Below are 17,960 nucleotides of genomic sequence, written 5' to 3' on the forward strand. Positions count from 1 at the left end.
AGACCGTCACTGTGTCAGTGCGCAGGGCGAATGAAGGTCCCGTTACGCAACTCCCGAAAGGCTTGTTCCAGTTCGGCCCGCGTGTTCATCACAATAGGCCCGTGCCATGCGACGGGCTCATTGATCGGAGCCCCCGAGATCAACAGAAATCGCACGCCTTCGGGGCCAGCCTGAACGGTGATTTCGTCCCCCGTCCCGAAACGGACAAGCGTGCGGTCGCCCGACATATCCCTGATATTCACCTCTTGCCCGGCGACCTCTTTTTCCAACAGCACACCGGACGGGCGTGACGCATCTGCAAAGGCTGCCTGACCTTGAAAGACATAGGCAAAGGCTCGGCGATACGTGTCGATGCGGAAGGTCTTCTTCACACCCGCGGGAACCGAGATGTCCAGATATTGCGGATCTGCCGCGATGCCGTCCACGGGGCCGGTTTTGCCCCAGAACTCTCCTACAATCACTCGAACGGTGGTGCCGTCGTCATCAGTGACTTCGGGGATATCCTTGCTTTGAACATCCTGATAGCGCGGGGCAGTCATCTTCTGATCCGAAGGCAGGTTGCCCCAAAGCTGAAACCCGTGCATCTGCCCCGAGGTGTTTCCCTGCGGCATTTCCTGATGCAGGATTCCGGACCCCGCCGTCATCCACTGCACGTCGCCCGCGCCCAAAGTGCCGGTGTTGCCCAGCGAATCCGAGTGCTCGACCGATCCGGCCAGAACATAGGTGATCGTCTCGATTCCGCGATGCGGATGCCAGGGAAAACCGGCCTGATAGTCCTGCGGGCGTTCGTTCCTGAAATCGTCGAACAACAGGAATGGATCAAGTTCGGACGGGTCCTGAAACCCGAATGCGCGGTGAAGTTTCACGCCAGCCCCTTCCATCGTCGGGGTGGCCCTGCGTGTTTCAAGTGTGGGTCTAAGGGACATATTCGCCTCCGGTTCGTTTGATCAGCATGTAACCCCTGCGTGAATGCGGTCAATCAGCGTCAATTAACCGGAGCTGTGCAAATTTGCTGCGCAACCAAAGCCCTGTTGTTTCCCCCGGAAAATCGCTAAGTCGAAGCGGAACGGACAGGAGACATCCATGCAGGACGAAGTGCTGGCAACGATTCAGGCATCATCCCCCAGACGGTGGATCGGAGTAGGGATGCTGTCGACGGTTGGGATGTTGGTCACATACGTCGCTTTGGCATCGCCGCCCGAACCGGCGTGGCAAGTATTTCTTTTTGCTGTAGGGGGCGCGTCGCTTTGGCTGGCCTATCGTGTATGGCACGCGACCCAGGACCATATTGAACTGACACAGTCGGAATTGCGTACCGGGTCAGGCCGATTGATCGCGAAGGTGGCTGATATTGAATCGGTGGATCGCGGTGTGTTTGCGTTCAAGCCGTCAAACGGTTTTCTGGTTCGCACCAAGCTCAAAGATACGAACCAATGGGCCCCCGGCTTGTGGTGGCGGATCGGTCGCCGGGTTGGCGTGGGCGGCATGACATCTGCCGCCGAGGCCAAGTTCATGTCCGAAATTCTATCCGCTATTTGTGCAGACGAACGGGGTCTGAGTTAAGTTACAAGCAACTTCGTTTGTAAAGCGGGGACGGGTAAAGATGAAGTTCTCAAAGGTGATACCTGTCGCAAAATCCCAGCCCGGTCTGAACGTGGGGATGTATTCATTGGACGTTTCAACTAGAATAACGGTGTCCTGATTGGGCATCGGTGGCAGGCGGTCTTCGATTTCATCGATCCTGTTGTCATCCCATTCCTGATCAAAGCCGCGTACGGTCGACCAGCGAACGTAGTGGCGATCATCGTCCTCATCGTAAATAATCAGAGAAATACGCATCTTCACATCTGACCGGTTGTTGACCATCTTGCCTGCCAAATCGTGCAGCGAGTCGATATACACATCGGTCACGGCCCGCGTTTCACGCGAAATCAGATCGCTGATCGTATAAGCTGCCTTCAGATTGGAGGCGCTTTGACGAAACCCCTCGAATGCAGTGAACGTGAACGTGATCGTCCATAACATCAATGGAAAAATCATGAGGGCTTCAACGGTCAGTATGCCGCTTTCGTCTTTCTTGAAGACTTTGACGCGATTTTTCAGATATTGGAGTACAGACATGATCTTACTCTGGCTCCTGTACGAATGCCGTTGTTGCGGTCACCGCATAGTGGCCGGTAGCGTCCGGGACAAGCTTGGCAATGGCTGAGGTCTCAAGAACCGGATCTATGCGCAGGCAGGCTCGCAGGATCATCAACTCATTGGATTGGCCGCTTTTGAAATCCAAAACCGGCTTGGGATCTTCGGAACTGTCCGTGCAGGGGATGCTGTCTGAAAGCACGATACCAGCGAACGCGTCCTGCTTGACCATTTGTAGTCGCAAATTCCCTGTACAATCCTTGATTCCGGACACTTCGCAAATCCGATCCCTGATCACGTCGTGATTCCAGTCCGTACCCGTACCCAGCCGAATATCCCTTACGATCAGGTCCACCCCACGCTCCAAAGCAGCATGCCGCATTGTGATGATGGACAGTTCGGCTCCTGCCACGAGAAGCGCCAGGAAGAAGGGTACGAGCATGATGAACTCGATTGTCGCATTCCCTGCCTCGGATTGCCGAAACAGGCGGAGTTGCGACAGCTTTCCGCTGATCATTGGGTTAGCCTCAGTTTGCGGATCGACGATGCGATGGATTCAAAGGCTTTCTCAAGGTTCAGGCCACTTACGTCATAGACGTGGCTGTCAGAGCTGGCACAGTCTTTGAGGGTCCTGTACCCGCTTCTGGGCGCTTCGAAAGCGATGCCGTAAACAATGATACCCTGGTCTTTGGCCGCATCACAAATATGCTTGGTGCGCTGGTTCTTGGCCGACGTTTCAACTTTCGCGTAGGCCTTTGAATACCATTCCGCCCAACCGCTGGACTGCCAGTAATAGTTGTACCGTGCGTTCCATGCCAAAGATACTCGGTTAAACAGTTCAGGATATGACAACCTAACGGCTGTTCCAGGTTCTTCGTTCAGCTGCGTCTCAGGTTCCGGGTTTCCGTAGGGATGATCCGCCCAAACGTCTTGCTGAGGCCAGAAAAAATTCGGACGACCCTGAGAATGGTACACGGTGTATTCATCAGCTTCCGGGTTGTACCAGACGTCTGACATACCTTCGCGCAGCGATGGGTTAAGCATGTATTGATCGGTGTTCTGACCATCGGTCATAACAATGGCGATCTTCAGAACGTCGGTGCCATAGTCCGAGGGACGGACCGAGAATTTTGATGGCACAATTGTTGTACCTGCATGGGACGGATCCTGTTCCAGCGACAGGTCGCGAACAATTCCGCGCATGCTCGGATCCAGCAGGGCAGTACCCCACTTCATCCCGATGTCGATCGATGTGTTCCCACCTGGGGTGAGGGACGCAATCTGGGCAAGCAGTTTGTTCATATTGTCGGTGACAGGGGTGATCGCACTTCCTGCGCGGACCGGACAAACGGGCAGGTCGATAGTCCCTTCAGAATAGGTGAAAGGATCGAAGTGCGCGGTGCGTTCGAGGGTGTCATCCCGTTCCAGATCAGAATCGCTGTACTGTTCTGGAATGAAGTTTACGCAGTGCGAATAGCTGTGTTCTTGGGTGACATTCGTGAACTTGTCCAGAATCGATGCTCCTGCGTTGACCTGCGTTGCGTAAGGAACAATCGAGATTGAAATCTGCGTTTCGTTCGGTTTGTCCAGCATGAGCCTGACAAATTCTGACGCAGCTTCTCTCAAAACTGCGATTTTTGTCTTCGATGGTGTGGCAGACGAGCGCGACATTGAGCCGGAGATGTCGAGAATCAATGAGATTTCAACGGCGCCAATGGATTCTTCAGCTGCACTGGTCGCAACGAGACCCAGTTCGGTGACTTTGCCGAACCTCAGATAGCGGGTTGGAACAACGGCTTCGGCTGTAGCACTTACTTTTTTGGAGCCGAAACCTTCAACAACCGTCGTAATGGCGTTCAAATTGCCCAGCCCGGCCTTGTCCATGTAAGAATCGACGACCGCCTTGGCGGGAAGGTCCTGGTCGAGGTCCGCGGCGGCAAGCACAGCGCGATCCAGTGTGGATTGCAGGCTGGCACGGTCGCGTTCATATTTCATGACATCCATGGCCATGCCGGTAATCGCCAGCATCAAGACCACCATAAACAATACGAAAATAGTGAAGGCGCCATCTTCGTTGCGAGCGAACTGCTCTAATTTGAACGTTTTGCGCTTCGGTTTCGAGCCGTCGTTACAAAGCAAGGAATTCAGCATTCTGGTTACTCCGCTTCACACGTCGAATTCGTGCGTCAAAGAAAAAGAGATTTGGGACAAAGTTAATTTTCAAACGTGGCGTGAATTGGGCGAAAAAGGCTTGGTTTTGGCCTTTTTGGGTGCTCAGGGGGTATAATTTTCACGTTTTCCCATGGTCTGTCGATGAAATGAAAACAATCCGTTAAGCGATTGACCGGATTGGGCGACTCACCATCAGAAACTCAAGTCTGTGTTAGGTAGGTGATGAAAAAAAGTGCATTGTTTGATTGCAGCCAGACTTGAGTGGTGCGACAAAACGTCATGACGTTTCGTCATCCAGCGGTACGGAGGATTTTATGACCGGCATCCAAGAACCAAGCTTTCGCCAGAGTGTTGACCTGATGTTCAACAGGGCGGCCGCCCTGATGGAACTGCCGCCGGGGCTGGAGCAGAAAATCCGGGTTTGCAACGCGACCTACACAGTTCGGTTCGGTGTGCGTCTGCGCGGTGAGATCCACACCTTCACCGGGTACAGGTCTGTCCATTCCGAACATATGGAGCCGGTCAAAGGCGGCATTCGCTATGCCACTGCGGTGAATCAGGATGAGGTCGAAGCGCTGGCTGCGTTGATGACGTACAAATGCGCCCTCGTCGAAACGCCTTTTGGCGGATCGAAAGGCGGTCTTTGCATTGATCCGCGGAAATACGAAGAACACGAACTGGAACAGATCACGCGCCGCTTTGCCTATGAACTTGCCAAGCGGGATCTGATCAACCCGTCGCAGAACGTTCCGGCGCCCGACATGGGAACGGGCGAACGCGAGATGGCCTGGATGGCGGACCAATACGCGCGGATGAACACCACCGACATCAATGCACGGGCCTGTGTGACCGGCAAGCCATTGAACGCAGGTGGCATCGCCGGGCGGGTCGAAGCGACCGGACGCGGCATTCAATACGCTCTGCGTGAATTTTTCCGTCACCCCGAAGACGTCAAGACGGCCGGCCTGTCGGGCAAGCTGGACGGCAAGCGTGTTGTGGTGCAGGGGCTCGGCAACGTGGGGTATCACGCCGCGAAGTTTCTGAGCGAGGAAGACGGTTCGCGCATTGTGGGTATCATCGAATGGGACGGAGCTCTTTTTAACCCGGATGGTATCGACGTCGAAGCCGTCCGCCAGTGGATCGTCAAGCATGGCGGCGTCAAGGATTATCCGGACGCGACTCATTCAGCGGAAGGTGCAAGCGTTCTGGAGGCTGAGTGCGACATTCTGATCCCGGCTGCCCTTGAGGGTGTCATCAACCTTTCCAACGCCGAGCGGATCAAGGCACCTTTGATCATCGAGGCAGCGAATGGCCCGGTCACCGCTGGCGCGGATGAGATTCTTCGCAAGAAAGGCACCGTTATCATCCCGGATATGTATGCCAACGCGGGTGGTGTGACGGTGTCTTATTTTGAATGGGTCAAGAACCTAAGCCACATTCGTTTCGGCCGGATGCAGCGCCGGCAGGAAGAGGCGCGACATGAATTGATCGTCAGCGAACTGGAGCGGCTGGACCGTTATCTGGGTGACGCGTGGTCGATGTCTCCGGACTTCAAGGCAAAATACCTCAAGGGTGCCGATGAGCTTGAACTGGTGCGCTCGGGCCTCGATGACACGATGCGTATCGCTTATCAGTCGATGCGTGAAGTGTGGCACAGCCGCGACGATGTCGAAGACCTGCGTACTGCGGCCTATATCGTGGCGATCGACCGCGTGGCCAAAAGCTATCGCGCCAAGGGGCTGTAAAGCAGGCGGGCGGGGTGATCATTTCGCCCCGCCGGTACACGCCGCGGCTTGAATGTCGATGGCGGCCCGTTAGTTTGACGGATAGTAGACACTCAGAGAAACGAATCCCGGAGACCTCCATGTTGCGTATAGCCATTGTCGCGGCTCTGCTGGCCACCCCTTTGGCCGCTCAGGAAACTAAGGAACAAAGCTGCAAGTATCAGGCGGATGTGGTGGCCGCGATCCAAAAGGCGCGGCTGGACCGCGTGAAAGAACGCGATGTGGCGCAAGCCGTGGCGGATAGTGGCCCGACATGGCCCGAGAACTACAATGCCGCGATTCCGTTGATCACGCCGTGGGTCTATGAACAAAAGATGCGCGATGTGCGCAAAAAGGATCTGGGCGCTGCTTGGCTTGAGTTGTGTTTGCAGCAATAATCCACAGCCCGGACATTTCCCTGTGGACAAACGCGCGCCATCCCCTTGGCGCGCGTTCCTGTTTCTGTCAGGTTTGACAAATGTCACTGCCCCCCGGATTTCTGGATGAACTGCGCACCCGCCTGAGCCTGTCTCAGGTCGTCGGACGCAAGGTGATGTGGGATCAGCGCAAATCCAATCAAGGCAAAGGTGACATGTGGGCGCCTTGCCCGTTTCATCACGAAAAGACGGCCTCATTCCATGTCGATGATCAGAAGGGGTTTTATTACTGCTTCGGCTGTCACGCCAAGGGCGACGCGATCAGCTTTGTGAAAGAAACGGAAAATGTTTCGTTCATCGAAGCGGTTGAAATCCTCGCCCGAGAGGCTGGCATGCCGATGCCTGCGCGGGATCCGAAAGCACAGGAAAAGCAGGATCGCCGCAGTCAACTTGCCGATGTGATGGAACAGGCGGTGCAGTTTTTCCGCTTGCAGCTGAAAACAGCGGCGGGGGCAGAGGCACGGGATTACCTGTCGCGCCGGGGTTTGGATCAAAGCGCGCTGGATCGGTGGGAGATCGGGTTTGCGCCGGACAGTTGGCAGGCGCTTTGGGATCACCTGCGCGGCAAGAGCATCCCAAAGGAACTGATCCTTGGCGCCGGGCTGGCCAAGCCTTCAAACAAAGGCAAAAAACCCTATGACACCTTCCGCAACCGGATCATGTTCCCGATCCGGGATCCGCGTGGGCGCTGCATTGCATTCGGTGGCCGCGCGATGGATCCGAATGACAACGCGAAATACCTTAACTCGCCCGAGACCGAGTTGTTCGACAAGGGGCGCAGCCTTTACAATCAAGGTCCGGCGCGGCAGGCGGCGGGCAAAGGGCAGCCGCTGATCGTTGCCGAAGGGTATATGGACGTGATCGCGCTGGCCGAGGCGGGGTTTAGCGCGTCGGTTGCACCTTTGGGAACGGCCATTACTGAACATCAGTTGCTCCTGCTCTGGCGGATCGCGGATGAACCGATCATTGCACTAGACGGGGATGCCGCGGGTCTGCGGGCGGCCATGCGGGCGGTTGATCTGGCACTGCCGCTGCTGGAGGCCGGAAAATCCTTGCGTTTTGCCTTGATGCCCGAAGGCAAGGACCCGGACGATCTGTTGCGCACAGAAGGCCCGGGCGCCGTTCAGGCCGTTCTGGAAGGGGCCATACCGATGGTCAAACTGTTGTGGCAGCGCGAAACCGAAGGAAAGGTATTCGACAGCCCGGAACGCAAGGCAGCACTGGACAAGGCACTGCGGGACAAGATCAAGCTGATCCAAGATCCCTCGATCCGCTTGCATTACGGTCAGGAAATCAAAGACCTGCGCTGGCAACTGTTCCGCCCGCGACGACAACCTCAAAACCGTCCGTGGCAACCGCGGGGAAAATGGCAGCCGCAGCAGACCGCGACGCCGGGCGCGCGCAGTTCGTTTCTGGCCTCATCGGAAAACGCGGATATCCAGCTGCGCGAAGCCGCTATTCTGGCGATCTCAATTCTGAATCCCAAGGTTGTTGTCCAATTTGAGCAACAGTTGGAAGAAATGGAATGTCACAATCCTGACTATGCGGCATTGCGCGATGCTGTCCTGCGTCACGCAATTGATGACCCGGACAACCTGAAAGACCACATTATCGCATCAATGGGGCCTGACGCCCTTGAAAACCTGCTGACCCTTCGCCATGTGGCAGTCATCCCCTGTGTGTCCAAGCCAGGCGACGTTGAAAAGGCCGAGATGACACTGGCCGAGGAACTCGCAAAGATCAAAGCGCTCCGGGGGTTGGATGCCGAGATTGCCGAAGCGGCAGAAGAGTTGTCTGATCTGGCCGATGAGGCGCTGACATATCGGCTGGCGCAAGCCGCCGAAGAGCGCAACCGCACGAGTCGAAGCCAGAACGAGGATAGGGCCGTTTTCGACATTGCTGACAATGGGGCGCGAATCAATCGTGACGAGAAAGACGCGTTTGCGGCGATCATGTCTGGCATCAAATTCGAGCGGAAACGCCGATAAGTGGTGTTTTCGTAAGGCACTGGAAAAGAAAAACGGGTAAACGGGTGGCCGAATCACTTATACGCGCTAATGATTCGGCTGAGACGAATCACCCATCCCTGCAGGAGCATTGAATGGCCGCCAAGGATACGAACGAAGACCGCAAATCCGACGAGCAGGAACAGGAAATCTCGCTGGACATGAGCCAGGCGAACGTCAAGAAGATGATCGCCGAGGCTCGCGAGAAAGGTTACATTACCTACGACCAGCTCAATCAGGTCTTGCCGCCTGATCAGGTCAGTTCGGAACAGATCGAAGACGTAATGTCGATGCTGTCCGAGATGGGCATCAACATCATCGAAGATGAAGAGGCCGAAGAAGAAGAGAACAAAGGATCGACCGAACTGGTTGCCGCGGAAAGCAACCGTGAGGTTGCACTGGCCGGTTCCGGTACAGAAAAGCTGGATCGCACCGACGACCCTGTGCGCATGTATCTGCGTGAGATGGGGTCGGTCGAACTGCTGAGCCGCGAGGGTGAGATCGCAATCGCCAAGCGGATCGAAGCCGGTCGCAATACGATGATTGCGGGCCTGTGTGAAAGCCCGCTGACCTTTCAGGCGATCACAATCTGGCATGACGAATTGTTGTCCGAAGACATTCTTTTGCGGGACGTCATTGATCTGGAAACCACGTTCGGAAACCAGTTGGACGAAGACGGTGACGTTGAAGAGCCGGTCGTCGATACCTCGGCCGTGCAGGCGAACAAGCCAGCCAAGGATACCGGCCCCGAGCTGGATGCGGATGGCAACCCGCTGAACAACGATGACGATGACGATGACGACGATCAGGCCAACATGTCGCTGGCCGCGATGGAAGCGGCGCTGAAGGATCAGGTCTTGACCACGTTGGAGCGTATCTCGACCGACTTCTCGATGCTTTCTGAAATGCAGGACAGCCGGATTTCGGCCACGCTGAACGAAGACGGTACGTTCAGTGAAAAGGATGAAGAAACCTATCAGAAACTGCGGGCTGAGATCGTCGAACTGGTGAATGGCCTTCACCTGCACAACAACCGGATCGAGGCGCTGATCGACCAGCTTTATGGCATCAACCGCCGCGTCATGTCTCTGGACAGCGCGATGGTCAAGCTGGCCGATCAGGCACGCATCAACCGCCGTGAGTTCATCGAAGCGTATCGGGGCCGTGAACTGGATCCGAACTGGCTGGCCGAGATGGCCGAAAAGCCGGGCCGGGGATGGCAGATGTTCATCGAACGCTCGACCGCGAAGGTCGAAGAGCTGCGCAACGACATGGCTCAGGTCGGCCAGTATGTCGGTCTGGATATCTCGGAATTCCGCCGTATTGTGCAGCAGGTTCAGAAGGGCGAGAAAGAGGCGCGGCAGGCCAAGAAGGAAATGGTCGAAGCCAACCTGCGCCTGGTGATCTCGATCGCCAAAAAGTACACCAACCGTGGCCTGCAATTCCTTGATCTTATTCAGGAAGGCAACATCGGCCTGATGAAGGCGGTGGACAAGTTCGAATACCGTCGTGGCTATAAGTTCTCGACCTATGCGACCTGGTGGATCCGCCAGGCGATCACCCGCTCGATCGCGGATCAGGCCCGCACGATCCGTATTCCGGTTCACATGATCGAAACGATCAACAAGCTGGTGCGCACGGGCCGTCAGATGCTGCATGAAATCGGCCGTGAGCCGACGCCGGAAGAACTGGCCGAAAAGCTGCAGATGCCGCTCGAGAAGGTGCGCAAGGTGATGAAGATCGCCAAAGAGCCGATTTCTCTGGAAACACCCATCGGCGACGAGGAAGACAGCCAACTGGGCGATTTCATCGAGGACAAGAATGCCGTGCTGCCCCTGGACAGCGCCATTCAGGAAAACCTCAAGGAAACCACCACAAGGGTTCTGGCCTCGCTCACCCCGCGCGAAGAACGGGTTCTGCGGATGCGTTTTGGCATCGGTATGAACACCGACCATACTTTGGAAGAAGTCGGCCAACAGTTCAGCGTGACCCGCGAACGGATTCGTCAGATCGAGGCCAAGGCGCTGCGGAAGCTGAAGCATCCCAGCCGTTCACGAAAACTCCGGTCTTTCCTGGATCAATAAGAACAAAGATCTATCAGAACAAAGGCGCCCCGTCAGAGGCGCCTTTTTTTGTTCACATTGGCTGGTTCTCGCATCACGTTGGCGCGATAGCACAAGGCCGTGGCGGTGTGCCTTTCTATATCGGTCTTGTCCACTCATGGGACAGGCCGGGGCGAGGTTTTTCAGGCTGATGACCCCCGGCCAGCTGTCCGAATGGGATGTTCCACTCGGGTCTTGAAGGCGCTGGGCGGCTGACCTGTCCACCGTTTGAAGGCGGTCGAAAAAGCAGCCTGATCGGCATACCCCAGCGCGTATGAGATTTCAGACAGAGTCATGCCATTTGTGATGAAAGTCTGGGCCAGATCACATCTTAGATCGTCCACAATATCGCGATAGCTTGTGCCTTCATCCTTGAGGCGTCGACTGAAGGTTCTGAGGCTCATCCCCAGATCAGCCGCCGCATCTTCGGCTTGCAGGATTGCGCCGGGCAGGGATCGGGTGATCAGACCTTCGACACGGGCGCGGGTCTTGTGCTTGGGGGGGGGTTTTTCGGCCAGCAGACGTTCACCGTATTCCAGCAAATGCTCACGCAGCTTTGGATCATAGGTCGGCACTTTCAATTCCAGCGCAGATAGCGGCAGAATGATCTCGATTTTTTCAGCGTTGAAAACCACCGGGCAGCCTGCCAGCTTTTCGTAGGTTTTGGCGTGGCTTCCAACTTTGTGCTGAAAGCGCATCTCGATCGGGTGCAACTTCACCTGCGTGAGGTTTCTCATCCTGGCCAGCGCAGCGAACAACAGGAATTCCGTGCGCCGATGATAGCGGGCAAAGCTGGCGTCTTTCCAATCGGCCTCAAGGGCCGCGAAGTTGCCGGCAACACGAAAGCTGAGCCCGATGGCCGGATCGATGATGCCATGAAAACGGGACAGGTTTTCCATCACCTGCCTCAAATCGCGTGAGTATTTACTGATATACCCTGTTACGGTCGAGGCCGACGTGACCTCGAGCCCAGTGCGCGCCGCAAATGTGATGTCACCAACGGCGTCACAGGCGTGCCGGATGAACAGGGCCTCTTTATGTGCGCTGTAGACTGCGGCAGGGGGCGCGATATCCTGCTGACACAGCCCGGTCTGTTGCAATACCCGCTGGGATACTTCGCTGTTGCCGGCGTGGCGATCCAGCGCCTGGATCAAAAAATGTAGTCGGTCGATATCTACATCCATCGTGGTACAACACCTTACGTTCTCAAATACATTAACAGTTTATCAGGGAAATCCCTTTGTTGACTTTGGCTTTTGGCAGAAAGGATTTTGCACTTGAGTACTACTTGTTGGCAAGTTCTCGAAAGGTTTTGACCGGAACGCGCATGAAGTGTAGCGCGCGGCTGTCCAAATCAGCTTTGTTGCCGGGTCGGGACCTTCATGGGGATGAGGTCAGAGCCTCGGAGAAATCACCAATCTCTGCTCAGGGCTCCCCGGCACGCTCTTTTTCCTGCAAGTAACGCGTTGTTCTGCGACGCCGGGCTTGCGCCTGCTGATCCGCCGTCAAGGCTGGCTCACACCGGATCACGCTATGTACCAGGCAGGCTGAATTGATCGTGAGGCACCCTGTGCGCGCAGTGAAGTTCGACTAACCTATTCAGAGGTCACAATTTGGAACAAGCAATCAGGGAAGAAATTACCATGAAACAGTCATACACTTTCGCCGCGTTGGCAGCCTTGGCCTTCAGTGTTCCATTGACAGCAGACGCTGCGCGGAACGGGTTTCGAACGGAACCCATAAACGCCACTGATTTTGAGGTCATCCCCCGCGGCGACATGCGCGCCGAAGGCTATTGGTGCGCCGCCGCGGATTATGCACGTCGAACCTTGGGGTCGGGCTGGACGGACCGGATTTACGTGTTGCGAGGATACGGGCCCAGTGTCACAACCGGTCGCAGAACAGCGGTTCAGTTTTCCATCAAGCCGCCTCAAACGGTCGATGCACAACCAAGCAGCTTTGTCTCGTTCGGGTTTCAGCCTGGCAACAGTGAATCTGTACAAGGTGCGAATGCACGGTGTAATTATCGACCGTTCTTCAACGACTGACCAACCCGCAGGATAGTCACGATGCAGACCGAGTTCGTTTTGCACACCCATGGACCGGGGCTTTACGAATTCACGTCCGACGTTCTGCAATGGCTTGAACGGGTGGCGAAAGATGGGGTCTTGACCCTGTTCGTTCGCCACACTTCCTGCTCATTGCTGATCCAGGAAAACGCGGACCCCGAAGTTCAAACAGATCTTCAGGCGTTCTTTGAACGGCTGGTTCCACCGTCAGACAACCCCGCCATGTCGTATCTGCGGCACACCTACGAAGGCCCGGACGATATGCCTGCGCATATCAAGGCCGCGCTCTTGCCGGTTTCGTTGACGATCCCGGTGTCGCAGGGACGACCCGTTCTGGGAACATGGCAAGGGATTTACCTGTTTGAACACCGCACTGCGCCGCATCAAAGGAAGGTTGCGGCGTATCTGGCCTGACCCACTATTTAGCGGTTTGAATTTCCGACTACCCAAACCCTAGCGGCTGCCCTATAGTTGTGGATAAGTAAGCCGCAGCGCTTACAAAAAGAGGCCGAACATGGGACGAGGAGACGGCGGATGCGCTGCCCGTTTTGCGGAAATATCGACACTCAGGTGAAAGATTCACGCCCGGCAGAGGACCACGTGGCAATCCGCCGACGCCGGTTCTGTCCGGCCTGTGGCGGACGGTTCACGACCTACGAACGTGTGCAACTGCGTGATCTGGTTGTCATAAAGACCAATGGTAAACGCGAAGATTTCGATCGCGACAAGCTGGAGCGTTCGATCCGCATCTCGATGCAGAAACGCCCCGTTGATCCCGAACGGATCGATCAGATGATTTCGGGCATCGTGCGCCGTCTGGAAAGCATGGGCGACACGGATATCCCGTCCAACAAGATCGGTGAGATCGTTATGGAAGCTCTGGCGCGGATCGACACTGTCGCCTATGTTCGCTTTGCGAGTGTGTACAAGAATTTCCAGGCGGCCGATGATTTCGAGGAGTTCGTCCACGAACTGCGCCCGCCGCAGCCTTCGACTGACGAGTGAACGAAACAGATAAGCGATTCATGGCGCTTGCCCTGTCTTTGGGGCGGCGCGGTCAGGGGATGTGCTGGCCGAACCCCGCTGTGGGGTGTGTCATCGTTCGTGATGACCGGATCATCGGGCGGGGCTGGACACAGCCGGGTGGCCGCCCTCATGCCGAGACCGAAGCCTTGGCTCAGGCCGGGCAGGGTGCGCGTGGTGCGACCGCCTATGTAACGCTGGAACCCTGTGCCCATCACGGCAAAACGCCGCCCTGCGCCGAGGCCTTGATTGCGGCAGGAGTATCCCGTGTTGTGGCCGCTGTCGAAGACAGCGATCCGCGCGTGGCCGGGCAGGGTTTTGCCATGTTGCGCGAGGCGGGAATTGACGTTGTAACTGGCGTTCTTGCGGAACAGGCAGAACGGGATCTGGAAGGCTTTTTCCTCAAGACTGAACAAGGCCGGCCTTTTGTGACGCTGAAGATGGCCAGCAGTTTTGACGGGCGCATCGCAACCTCGACAGGGCACAGCCAATGGATCACCGGACCGCAGGCACGTCGTGTGGTCCATGCCATGCGTGCACGTCACGATGCGGTGATGGTCGGGGCAGGGACGGCGCGCGCCGACGACCCCTCGCTGACCGTGCGGGATCTTGGCGTTGAGCATCAACCCGTCCGCGTCGTGGTGTCCCGCCATATGGATATTTCTCTGATGGGGCAGCTGGCGCGCACAGCCTCAAAGATACCTGTCTGGCTCTGCCATGCGCATCACCCGGATGCCGAACGTGCACAGGCGTGGGAGGGATTGGGAGCAAAGCTGATCCCCTGTGCGTTGAAAGATCACCATATCGACGCGGTGGATCTGCTTCAGCAACTGGGTCAGGCCGGTTTGACCAGTGTCTTCTGCGAAGGCGGTGCCGCGCTTGGGGCCTCGCTGTTGGCCGAAGATCTGGTGGACGAGCTGATCGGGTTCACTGCCGGCTTAACCATCGGGGCCGAAGGCCTGGCCGCGGTCGGGACACTAGGTCTGGAAACGCTGGAGGCCGCCCCCAGATTCGAATTGATCGAGACGCAGGCGGTCGGCGGGGATGTATTACATCGTTGGCGCAGAGCGTCGGAATAACGTCAACGCCAAAGATGAGCGTGCGTTGCGAACGCGCCCTGAAGCTTTGACAGAAACCGGTTGAACGGACCGGACGGTGCCGAATACCCCAGCGCCAAACGTTCAACAGCCACTTCGACAGGGCAGGGTCGTCTGGTGATCGGATCGAAATAGCGTGGATAGTCAATCAAGGTGGCGTGTACCAAGCCCATCAGCGACGGCCGTGCACCTCGCCTGACGGGGACGGTATCCAGATCGGTGGTCAGGCCCCATCCCGCATAGAAGGGCGCGCCCAGAGTCGTGACCTTCACCCCGCGCAACAATGCCTCGAACCCCAATAGCGATGTCATCGTCCACACCTCGTCCACCTGCGTCAGCAGCGAGGCAGGGTCAGTTCGGGTCACGACAAGGTCCGCAATTGACTCTGCGTCTATCTGGCCATCCCGCAACCCAGCTTCGACATCAGGGTGCGGTTTGTAGATCAGGATAGCTTCGGGGTTGGCCTCGCGCGCTGTTTGCAGCAGGCCCAGATTGCTGCGCACCGTGTTGGTGCCCAGCAGGATCGAGGCGTCATCTTCAACCTGTCCGGGCACCAGAATTCGGTGCCCATGGGGCAGAACCGGCGCGGATTGGCCCGTGTTGTATTTGCTCAAACCATCGGCCAGCAATCTCTCAACAAGCCGTTCAGCGCGCAATTCCTGATCCGGGCGCAAAGTTGCACGCTCGCTGATCAGGTTTTCCAACTGGCTGGGCTTTGTGGGGTCATAGTAGATACCGACTTCGTCGGTTACCAGGGATAGGGGCGGAACAAGCGCCGCCCCCAGTCCGCGGGAACGCAAAAAACCGTCTTCCACACGAACGGCCCCTTCGCTGTCGCGCGCCTGACTGGCCCAGACCATGTGGGGGCGATCCGAGGCATCAGGTTGTGTGGCCGTAAAGCGCAACGTGCCATGCCGCCCGAAAATCTGCTGCATGTGCCTGCGTTTCCACAGGCGCATACCGGCGGCCGTCCAACCTTGCCTGTCCTGCCGCCATGCGCGGGTCTGCGCCTCCAAAATGTCCAGAACCGTTTCCAGTTCGCACAGCTGATCGCGAAAGGGGTCGTACCAGGTCGGGTAAAGCAGCATCGCGGCCGCGAACAGTTGCGCGCGGGTCAGGTTGCGCTGACGGCGCTGGACTGGGAATTCATCCTGCGTCAGGCCCCACCCGGCATAGAACGGTTGACCGAAAACGCGCGGTTTGTGACCGGCCAGGATTGCTTCAAAGCCCAGCTGCGAGGAAACGGTATAAACCGCAACGGCGCCCTCGAGCAGGGGCCAGGGGCTGATGGGCTTGTCAAACCACGTGACCCGGTCTGACAGGTCCTGATCGGTGAAATGCCCCTGACGATGACCTGCCATCGTTTCTGGATGTGTCTTGATCAGAATGCGCGCGCCTGGGTTTTCCTCCTGCGCGACCACAAGCATTTCAAGAAAACGGGCACGATCGGCACCGCTTGCCGAGACGGCGGCATCGCCAACCGTCTGATCGATGACCAGTACATAACCGGGGTCAGGTGCGGCAAGATCGGGGTCAAACGCGGAATACTTGCTGAGGTGCAATTCCCTGACCCGCTCCATCGCGGCACGTGCGCGGTTCAGCAGCGCGGTGTCGTCCAAGGGATCGGTGTTCAGCAGCTTCTCAAGGTCCGAAGGTGCGGCTGCATCGAAATGCGGGCCCGAACGATCCAGCAAAAGACCCAAGGGCGGTTCACCGGCGCGCCCCGGGTGCAGAGACCTGAGAAAGGCATCCTCGACCCGCAGAACCGGGGCGCGGTGTTTTTCGGCGATGCGCAGGCCCCGATACGCGGTCGGGCTGTTGCCCCAAATGCCCACGCAATCGCCATCCTTGGGAAGACCCAGACGAATGTCATATCCGGCAAGCGTCAGAATCCGTCTCAGGCGTTTTTGCGTAAGAAACCCGCCGTTGTAGACGAACAGCCGGGTGCGCTCGGCCCCGGCTGCGCTGTCCGGATCGGCTACCATGCATCAGTTGCCGGTCAGCGTGGCGACGTTTGCGATGGGGGTCAGGCCACCAGCGATCAGCGAGATCGATTTGCTCCACTGTGCATAGGGTGCTTCGGTCACATAAATCGTATCATCGTCGCGGATCACGAAATCCCGCGCGATGAACAGGCCGTTGGGGGCCGTCAGGTTCAGCAGGTAGATCATGCGTTGATCCCCCTTCAAGTCGGCGCGTCCCGTGATGCTGCGCGCGATGTCCTGACGCTCTTTCCGCAGAATGAAAATGCCGGTTGGATCAGAGGACAGTGTTAGCAGACCACCGACCTGAGCCAAAGCTTCCAAGGCGGTAAGGTCCTGACTGTCAAAGGCCACGCGAGACTGACCCCCGGTCGCGCCGAGTGCTATGTATGATCTGCTGTCTTCTTCCACCAAGATGCGGTCGCCGCCACGCAAAGCGACGTCCAGTTTCGGGTTGCGGAACAGATCTTCGTACCAGACGGTGCCCTTTTGATCCCCCCGGATCAGCGTCACCAACGCGATATCTGACGCTACTGAGACCCCGCCCGCCTTGGACAGCATGCCAAGCAAGGAACGGGTTGGGCGTTCGATCGGATAGATGCCGGGGGTTGCGACTGTACCCGTCAGCGAGACGGTGGAACCGTCACCCGCAACACGCCGCACTTCGATCTGTGGGTCGGGTGTCTGTTCCCGCAGCTTGTTCGTGATCAAAACGCGAAGCTGTTCGGGCGTGTTGCCCGCGGCCCGAATCCGACCCGCATAGGGGACGAAAATGAAACCATCGCTGTCGACCTGAACTTCATCCAGAATGGTCGCCGCACCGGTTTCGCCGGACAGCAACCCGTCGTCCACGTTTTCCCATATGGTCAGGCCCAGCACGTCACCGGGGCGGACAGTGTCGGCGGTCAAGGCCTGGGCGCTGCTGAACGAGGACGAAAAGCCAAACTGAGGCACGGCGGATGTAAGGCGTGTCACGCGGTCATCGACTTCGACGACAAACGCGTTGCCGCCATTCTGGACTGCACCCGCCAGAATTTCGGTCTTGTTCGGCCCGGATTTCGGAAGTTGGCAGGCCGCCATCAAGCCGATTGCGGCCACAAGGGAAACCCCCCGCATCCATCGCTTAGGAGAGAATTGCACTGCCGGATATCCTCAGTCTTTTGTTGTTGC

At 57.2% G+C, this 17,960-nt stretch carries 16 protein-coding genes; 9 read left to right on the top strand and 7 right to left on the bottom strand.

Annotated features, from left to right (window positions below; all coding sequences use genetic code 11):
- Positions 1-14 precede the first annotated feature (14 nt).
- Positions 15-926: a pirin family protein gene (locus I9185_RS01180; RefSeq protein ID WP_209833495.1), complete on the bottom strand. Its 912-nt coding sequence runs from the start codon at positions 924-926 to the stop codon at positions 15-17.
- Between the two features lie 157 nt (positions 927-1,083).
- Here I9185_RS01180 and I9185_RS01185 point away from each other — a divergent pair, with 157 nt between their 5' ends.
- Positions 1,084-1,563 (top strand): hypothetical protein, encoded by a 480-nt coding sequence (locus I9185_RS01185; RefSeq protein ID WP_171723532.1) that lies wholly within the window; start codon positions 1,084-1,086, stop codon positions 1,561-1,563.
- Here I9185_RS01185 and I9185_RS01190 read toward each other — a convergent pair.
- Genes I9185_RS01190 through I9185_RS01200 form a run of 3 tightly spaced genes read right to left on the bottom strand, consistent with a single transcriptional unit; the run spans position 1,525 to position 4,290 of the window.
- The gene (locus I9185_RS01190; protein WP_171633443.1) at positions 1,525-2,121 is read right to left on the bottom strand and encodes a pilus assembly protein; all 597 of its coding nucleotides are present in this window, start codon (positions 2,119-2,121) and stop codon (positions 1,525-1,527) included. The two genes, I9185_RS01185 and I9185_RS01190, sit on opposite strands and share 39 nt — an antisense overlap.
- Before the next feature lie 4 nt (positions 2,122-2,125).
- On the bottom strand, positions 2,126-2,656 hold the full coding sequence (locus tag I9185_RS01195; protein WP_171723530.1) for a TadE/TadG family type IV pilus assembly protein: 531 nt from the start codon (positions 2,654-2,656) through the stop codon (positions 2,126-2,128).
- Positions 2,653-4,290 carry a TadE/TadG family type IV pilus assembly protein gene (locus I9185_RS01200; protein ID WP_209833493.1) on the bottom strand — a complete coding sequence of 546 codons (1,638 nt, stop codon included), beginning with the start codon at positions 4,288-4,290 and terminating at the stop codon, positions 2,653-2,655. The genes I9185_RS01195 and I9185_RS01200 overlap by 4 nt, the downstream gene beginning before the upstream one ends.
- A 335-nt stretch (positions 4,291-4,625) precedes the next feature.
- On the opposite strand from I9185_RS01200, the gene I9185_RS01205 reads away from it, so the two are divergent.
- From I9185_RS01205 to rpoD, 4 genes are all read left to right on the top strand, one after another.
- Positions 4,626-6,056 carry a Glu/Leu/Phe/Val dehydrogenase gene (locus I9185_RS01205; protein WP_171723528.1) on the top strand — a complete coding sequence of 477 codons (1,431 nt, stop codon included), beginning with the start codon at positions 4,626-4,628 and terminating at the stop codon, positions 6,054-6,056.
- Between the two features lie 119 nt (positions 6,057-6,175).
- The gene (locus tag I9185_RS01210) at positions 6,176-6,472 is read left to right on the top strand and encodes a hypothetical protein (protein WP_152457544.1); all 297 of its coding nucleotides are present in this window, start codon (positions 6,176-6,178) and stop codon (positions 6,470-6,472) included.
- A gap of 80 nt (positions 6,473-6,552) precedes the next feature.
- On the top strand, positions 6,553-8,499 hold the full coding sequence (dnaG, locus tag I9185_RS01215; RefSeq protein ID WP_210092155.1) for a DNA primase: 1,947 nt from the start codon (positions 6,553-6,555) through the stop codon (positions 8,497-8,499).
- 113 nt (positions 8,500-8,612) lie between these two features.
- Entirely contained in the window at positions 8,613-10,601 is a 1,989-nt protein-coding gene (gene rpoD, locus I9185_RS01220; RefSeq protein ID WP_171633431.1) for an RNA polymerase sigma factor RpoD, read from the top strand.
- Positions 10,602-10,762: 161 nt separating this feature from the next.
- On the opposite strand, the gene I9185_RS01225 is transcribed toward rpoD, so the two are convergent.
- Positions 10,763-11,803, bottom strand: coding sequence for an AraC family transcriptional regulator (locus tag I9185_RS01225; protein WP_171723526.1), 1,041 nt, complete (start codon positions 11,801-11,803; stop codon positions 10,763-10,765).
- A 459-nt stretch (positions 11,804-12,262) separates the two neighbouring features.
- Here I9185_RS01225 and I9185_RS01230 point away from each other — a divergent pair, with 459 nt between their 5' ends.
- The 4 genes from I9185_RS01230 to ribD all read left to right on the top strand — a co-directional run bounded on the left by I9185_RS01230 (position 12,263) and on the right by ribD (position 14,790).
- Entirely contained in the window at positions 12,263-12,667 is a 405-nt protein-coding gene (locus I9185_RS01230; RefSeq protein ID WP_171633427.1) for a hypothetical protein, read from the top strand.
- 21 nt (positions 12,668-12,688) lie between these two features.
- Complete coding sequence (locus I9185_RS01235) at positions 12,689-13,102, top strand: secondary thiamine-phosphate synthase enzyme YjbQ (RefSeq protein WP_171206899.1); 414 nt, start codon at positions 12,689-12,691, stop codon at positions 13,100-13,102.
- A gap of 120 nt (positions 13,103-13,222) precedes the next feature.
- Positions 13,223-13,693 carry a transcriptional regulator NrdR gene (nrdR, locus tag I9185_RS01240; protein ID WP_117869416.1) on the top strand — a complete coding sequence of 157 codons (471 nt, stop codon included), beginning with the start codon at positions 13,223-13,225 and terminating at the stop codon, positions 13,691-13,693.
- Positions 13,690-14,790 (top strand): bifunctional diaminohydroxyphosphoribosylaminopyrimidine deaminase/5-amino-6-(5-phosphoribosylamino)uracil reductase RibD, encoded by a 1,101-nt coding sequence (ribD, locus tag I9185_RS01245; protein ID WP_210092156.1) that lies wholly within the window; start codon positions 13,690-13,692, stop codon positions 14,788-14,790. The genes nrdR and ribD overlap by 4 nt, the downstream gene beginning before the upstream one ends.
- A gap of 2 nt (positions 14,791-14,792) precedes the next feature.
- Here ribD and I9185_RS01250 read toward each other — a convergent pair whose 3' ends face one another.
- Together I9185_RS01250 and I9185_RS01255 are read right to left on the bottom strand one after the other, a co-directional pair.
- Positions 14,793-16,793, bottom strand: a complete 2,001-nt coding sequence (locus I9185_RS01250) for a capsular polysaccharide biosynthesis protein (protein WP_210092157.1) — start codon at positions 16,791-16,793, stop codon at positions 14,793-14,795.
- 3 nt (positions 16,794-16,796) lie between these two features.
- A complete protein-coding gene (locus I9185_RS01255) occupies positions 16,797-17,930 on the bottom strand; it encodes a polysaccharide biosynthesis/export family protein (RefSeq protein WP_348539510.1) in 1,134 nt (377 codons plus the stop codon).
- Positions 17,931-17,960: the final 30 nt, after the last annotated feature.

The organism is Ruegeria sp. HKCCSP346, assembly GCF_017872595.1.
Classification (GTDB): Bacteria; Pseudomonadota; Alphaproteobacteria; order Rhodobacterales; family Rhodobacteraceae; genus Ruegeria.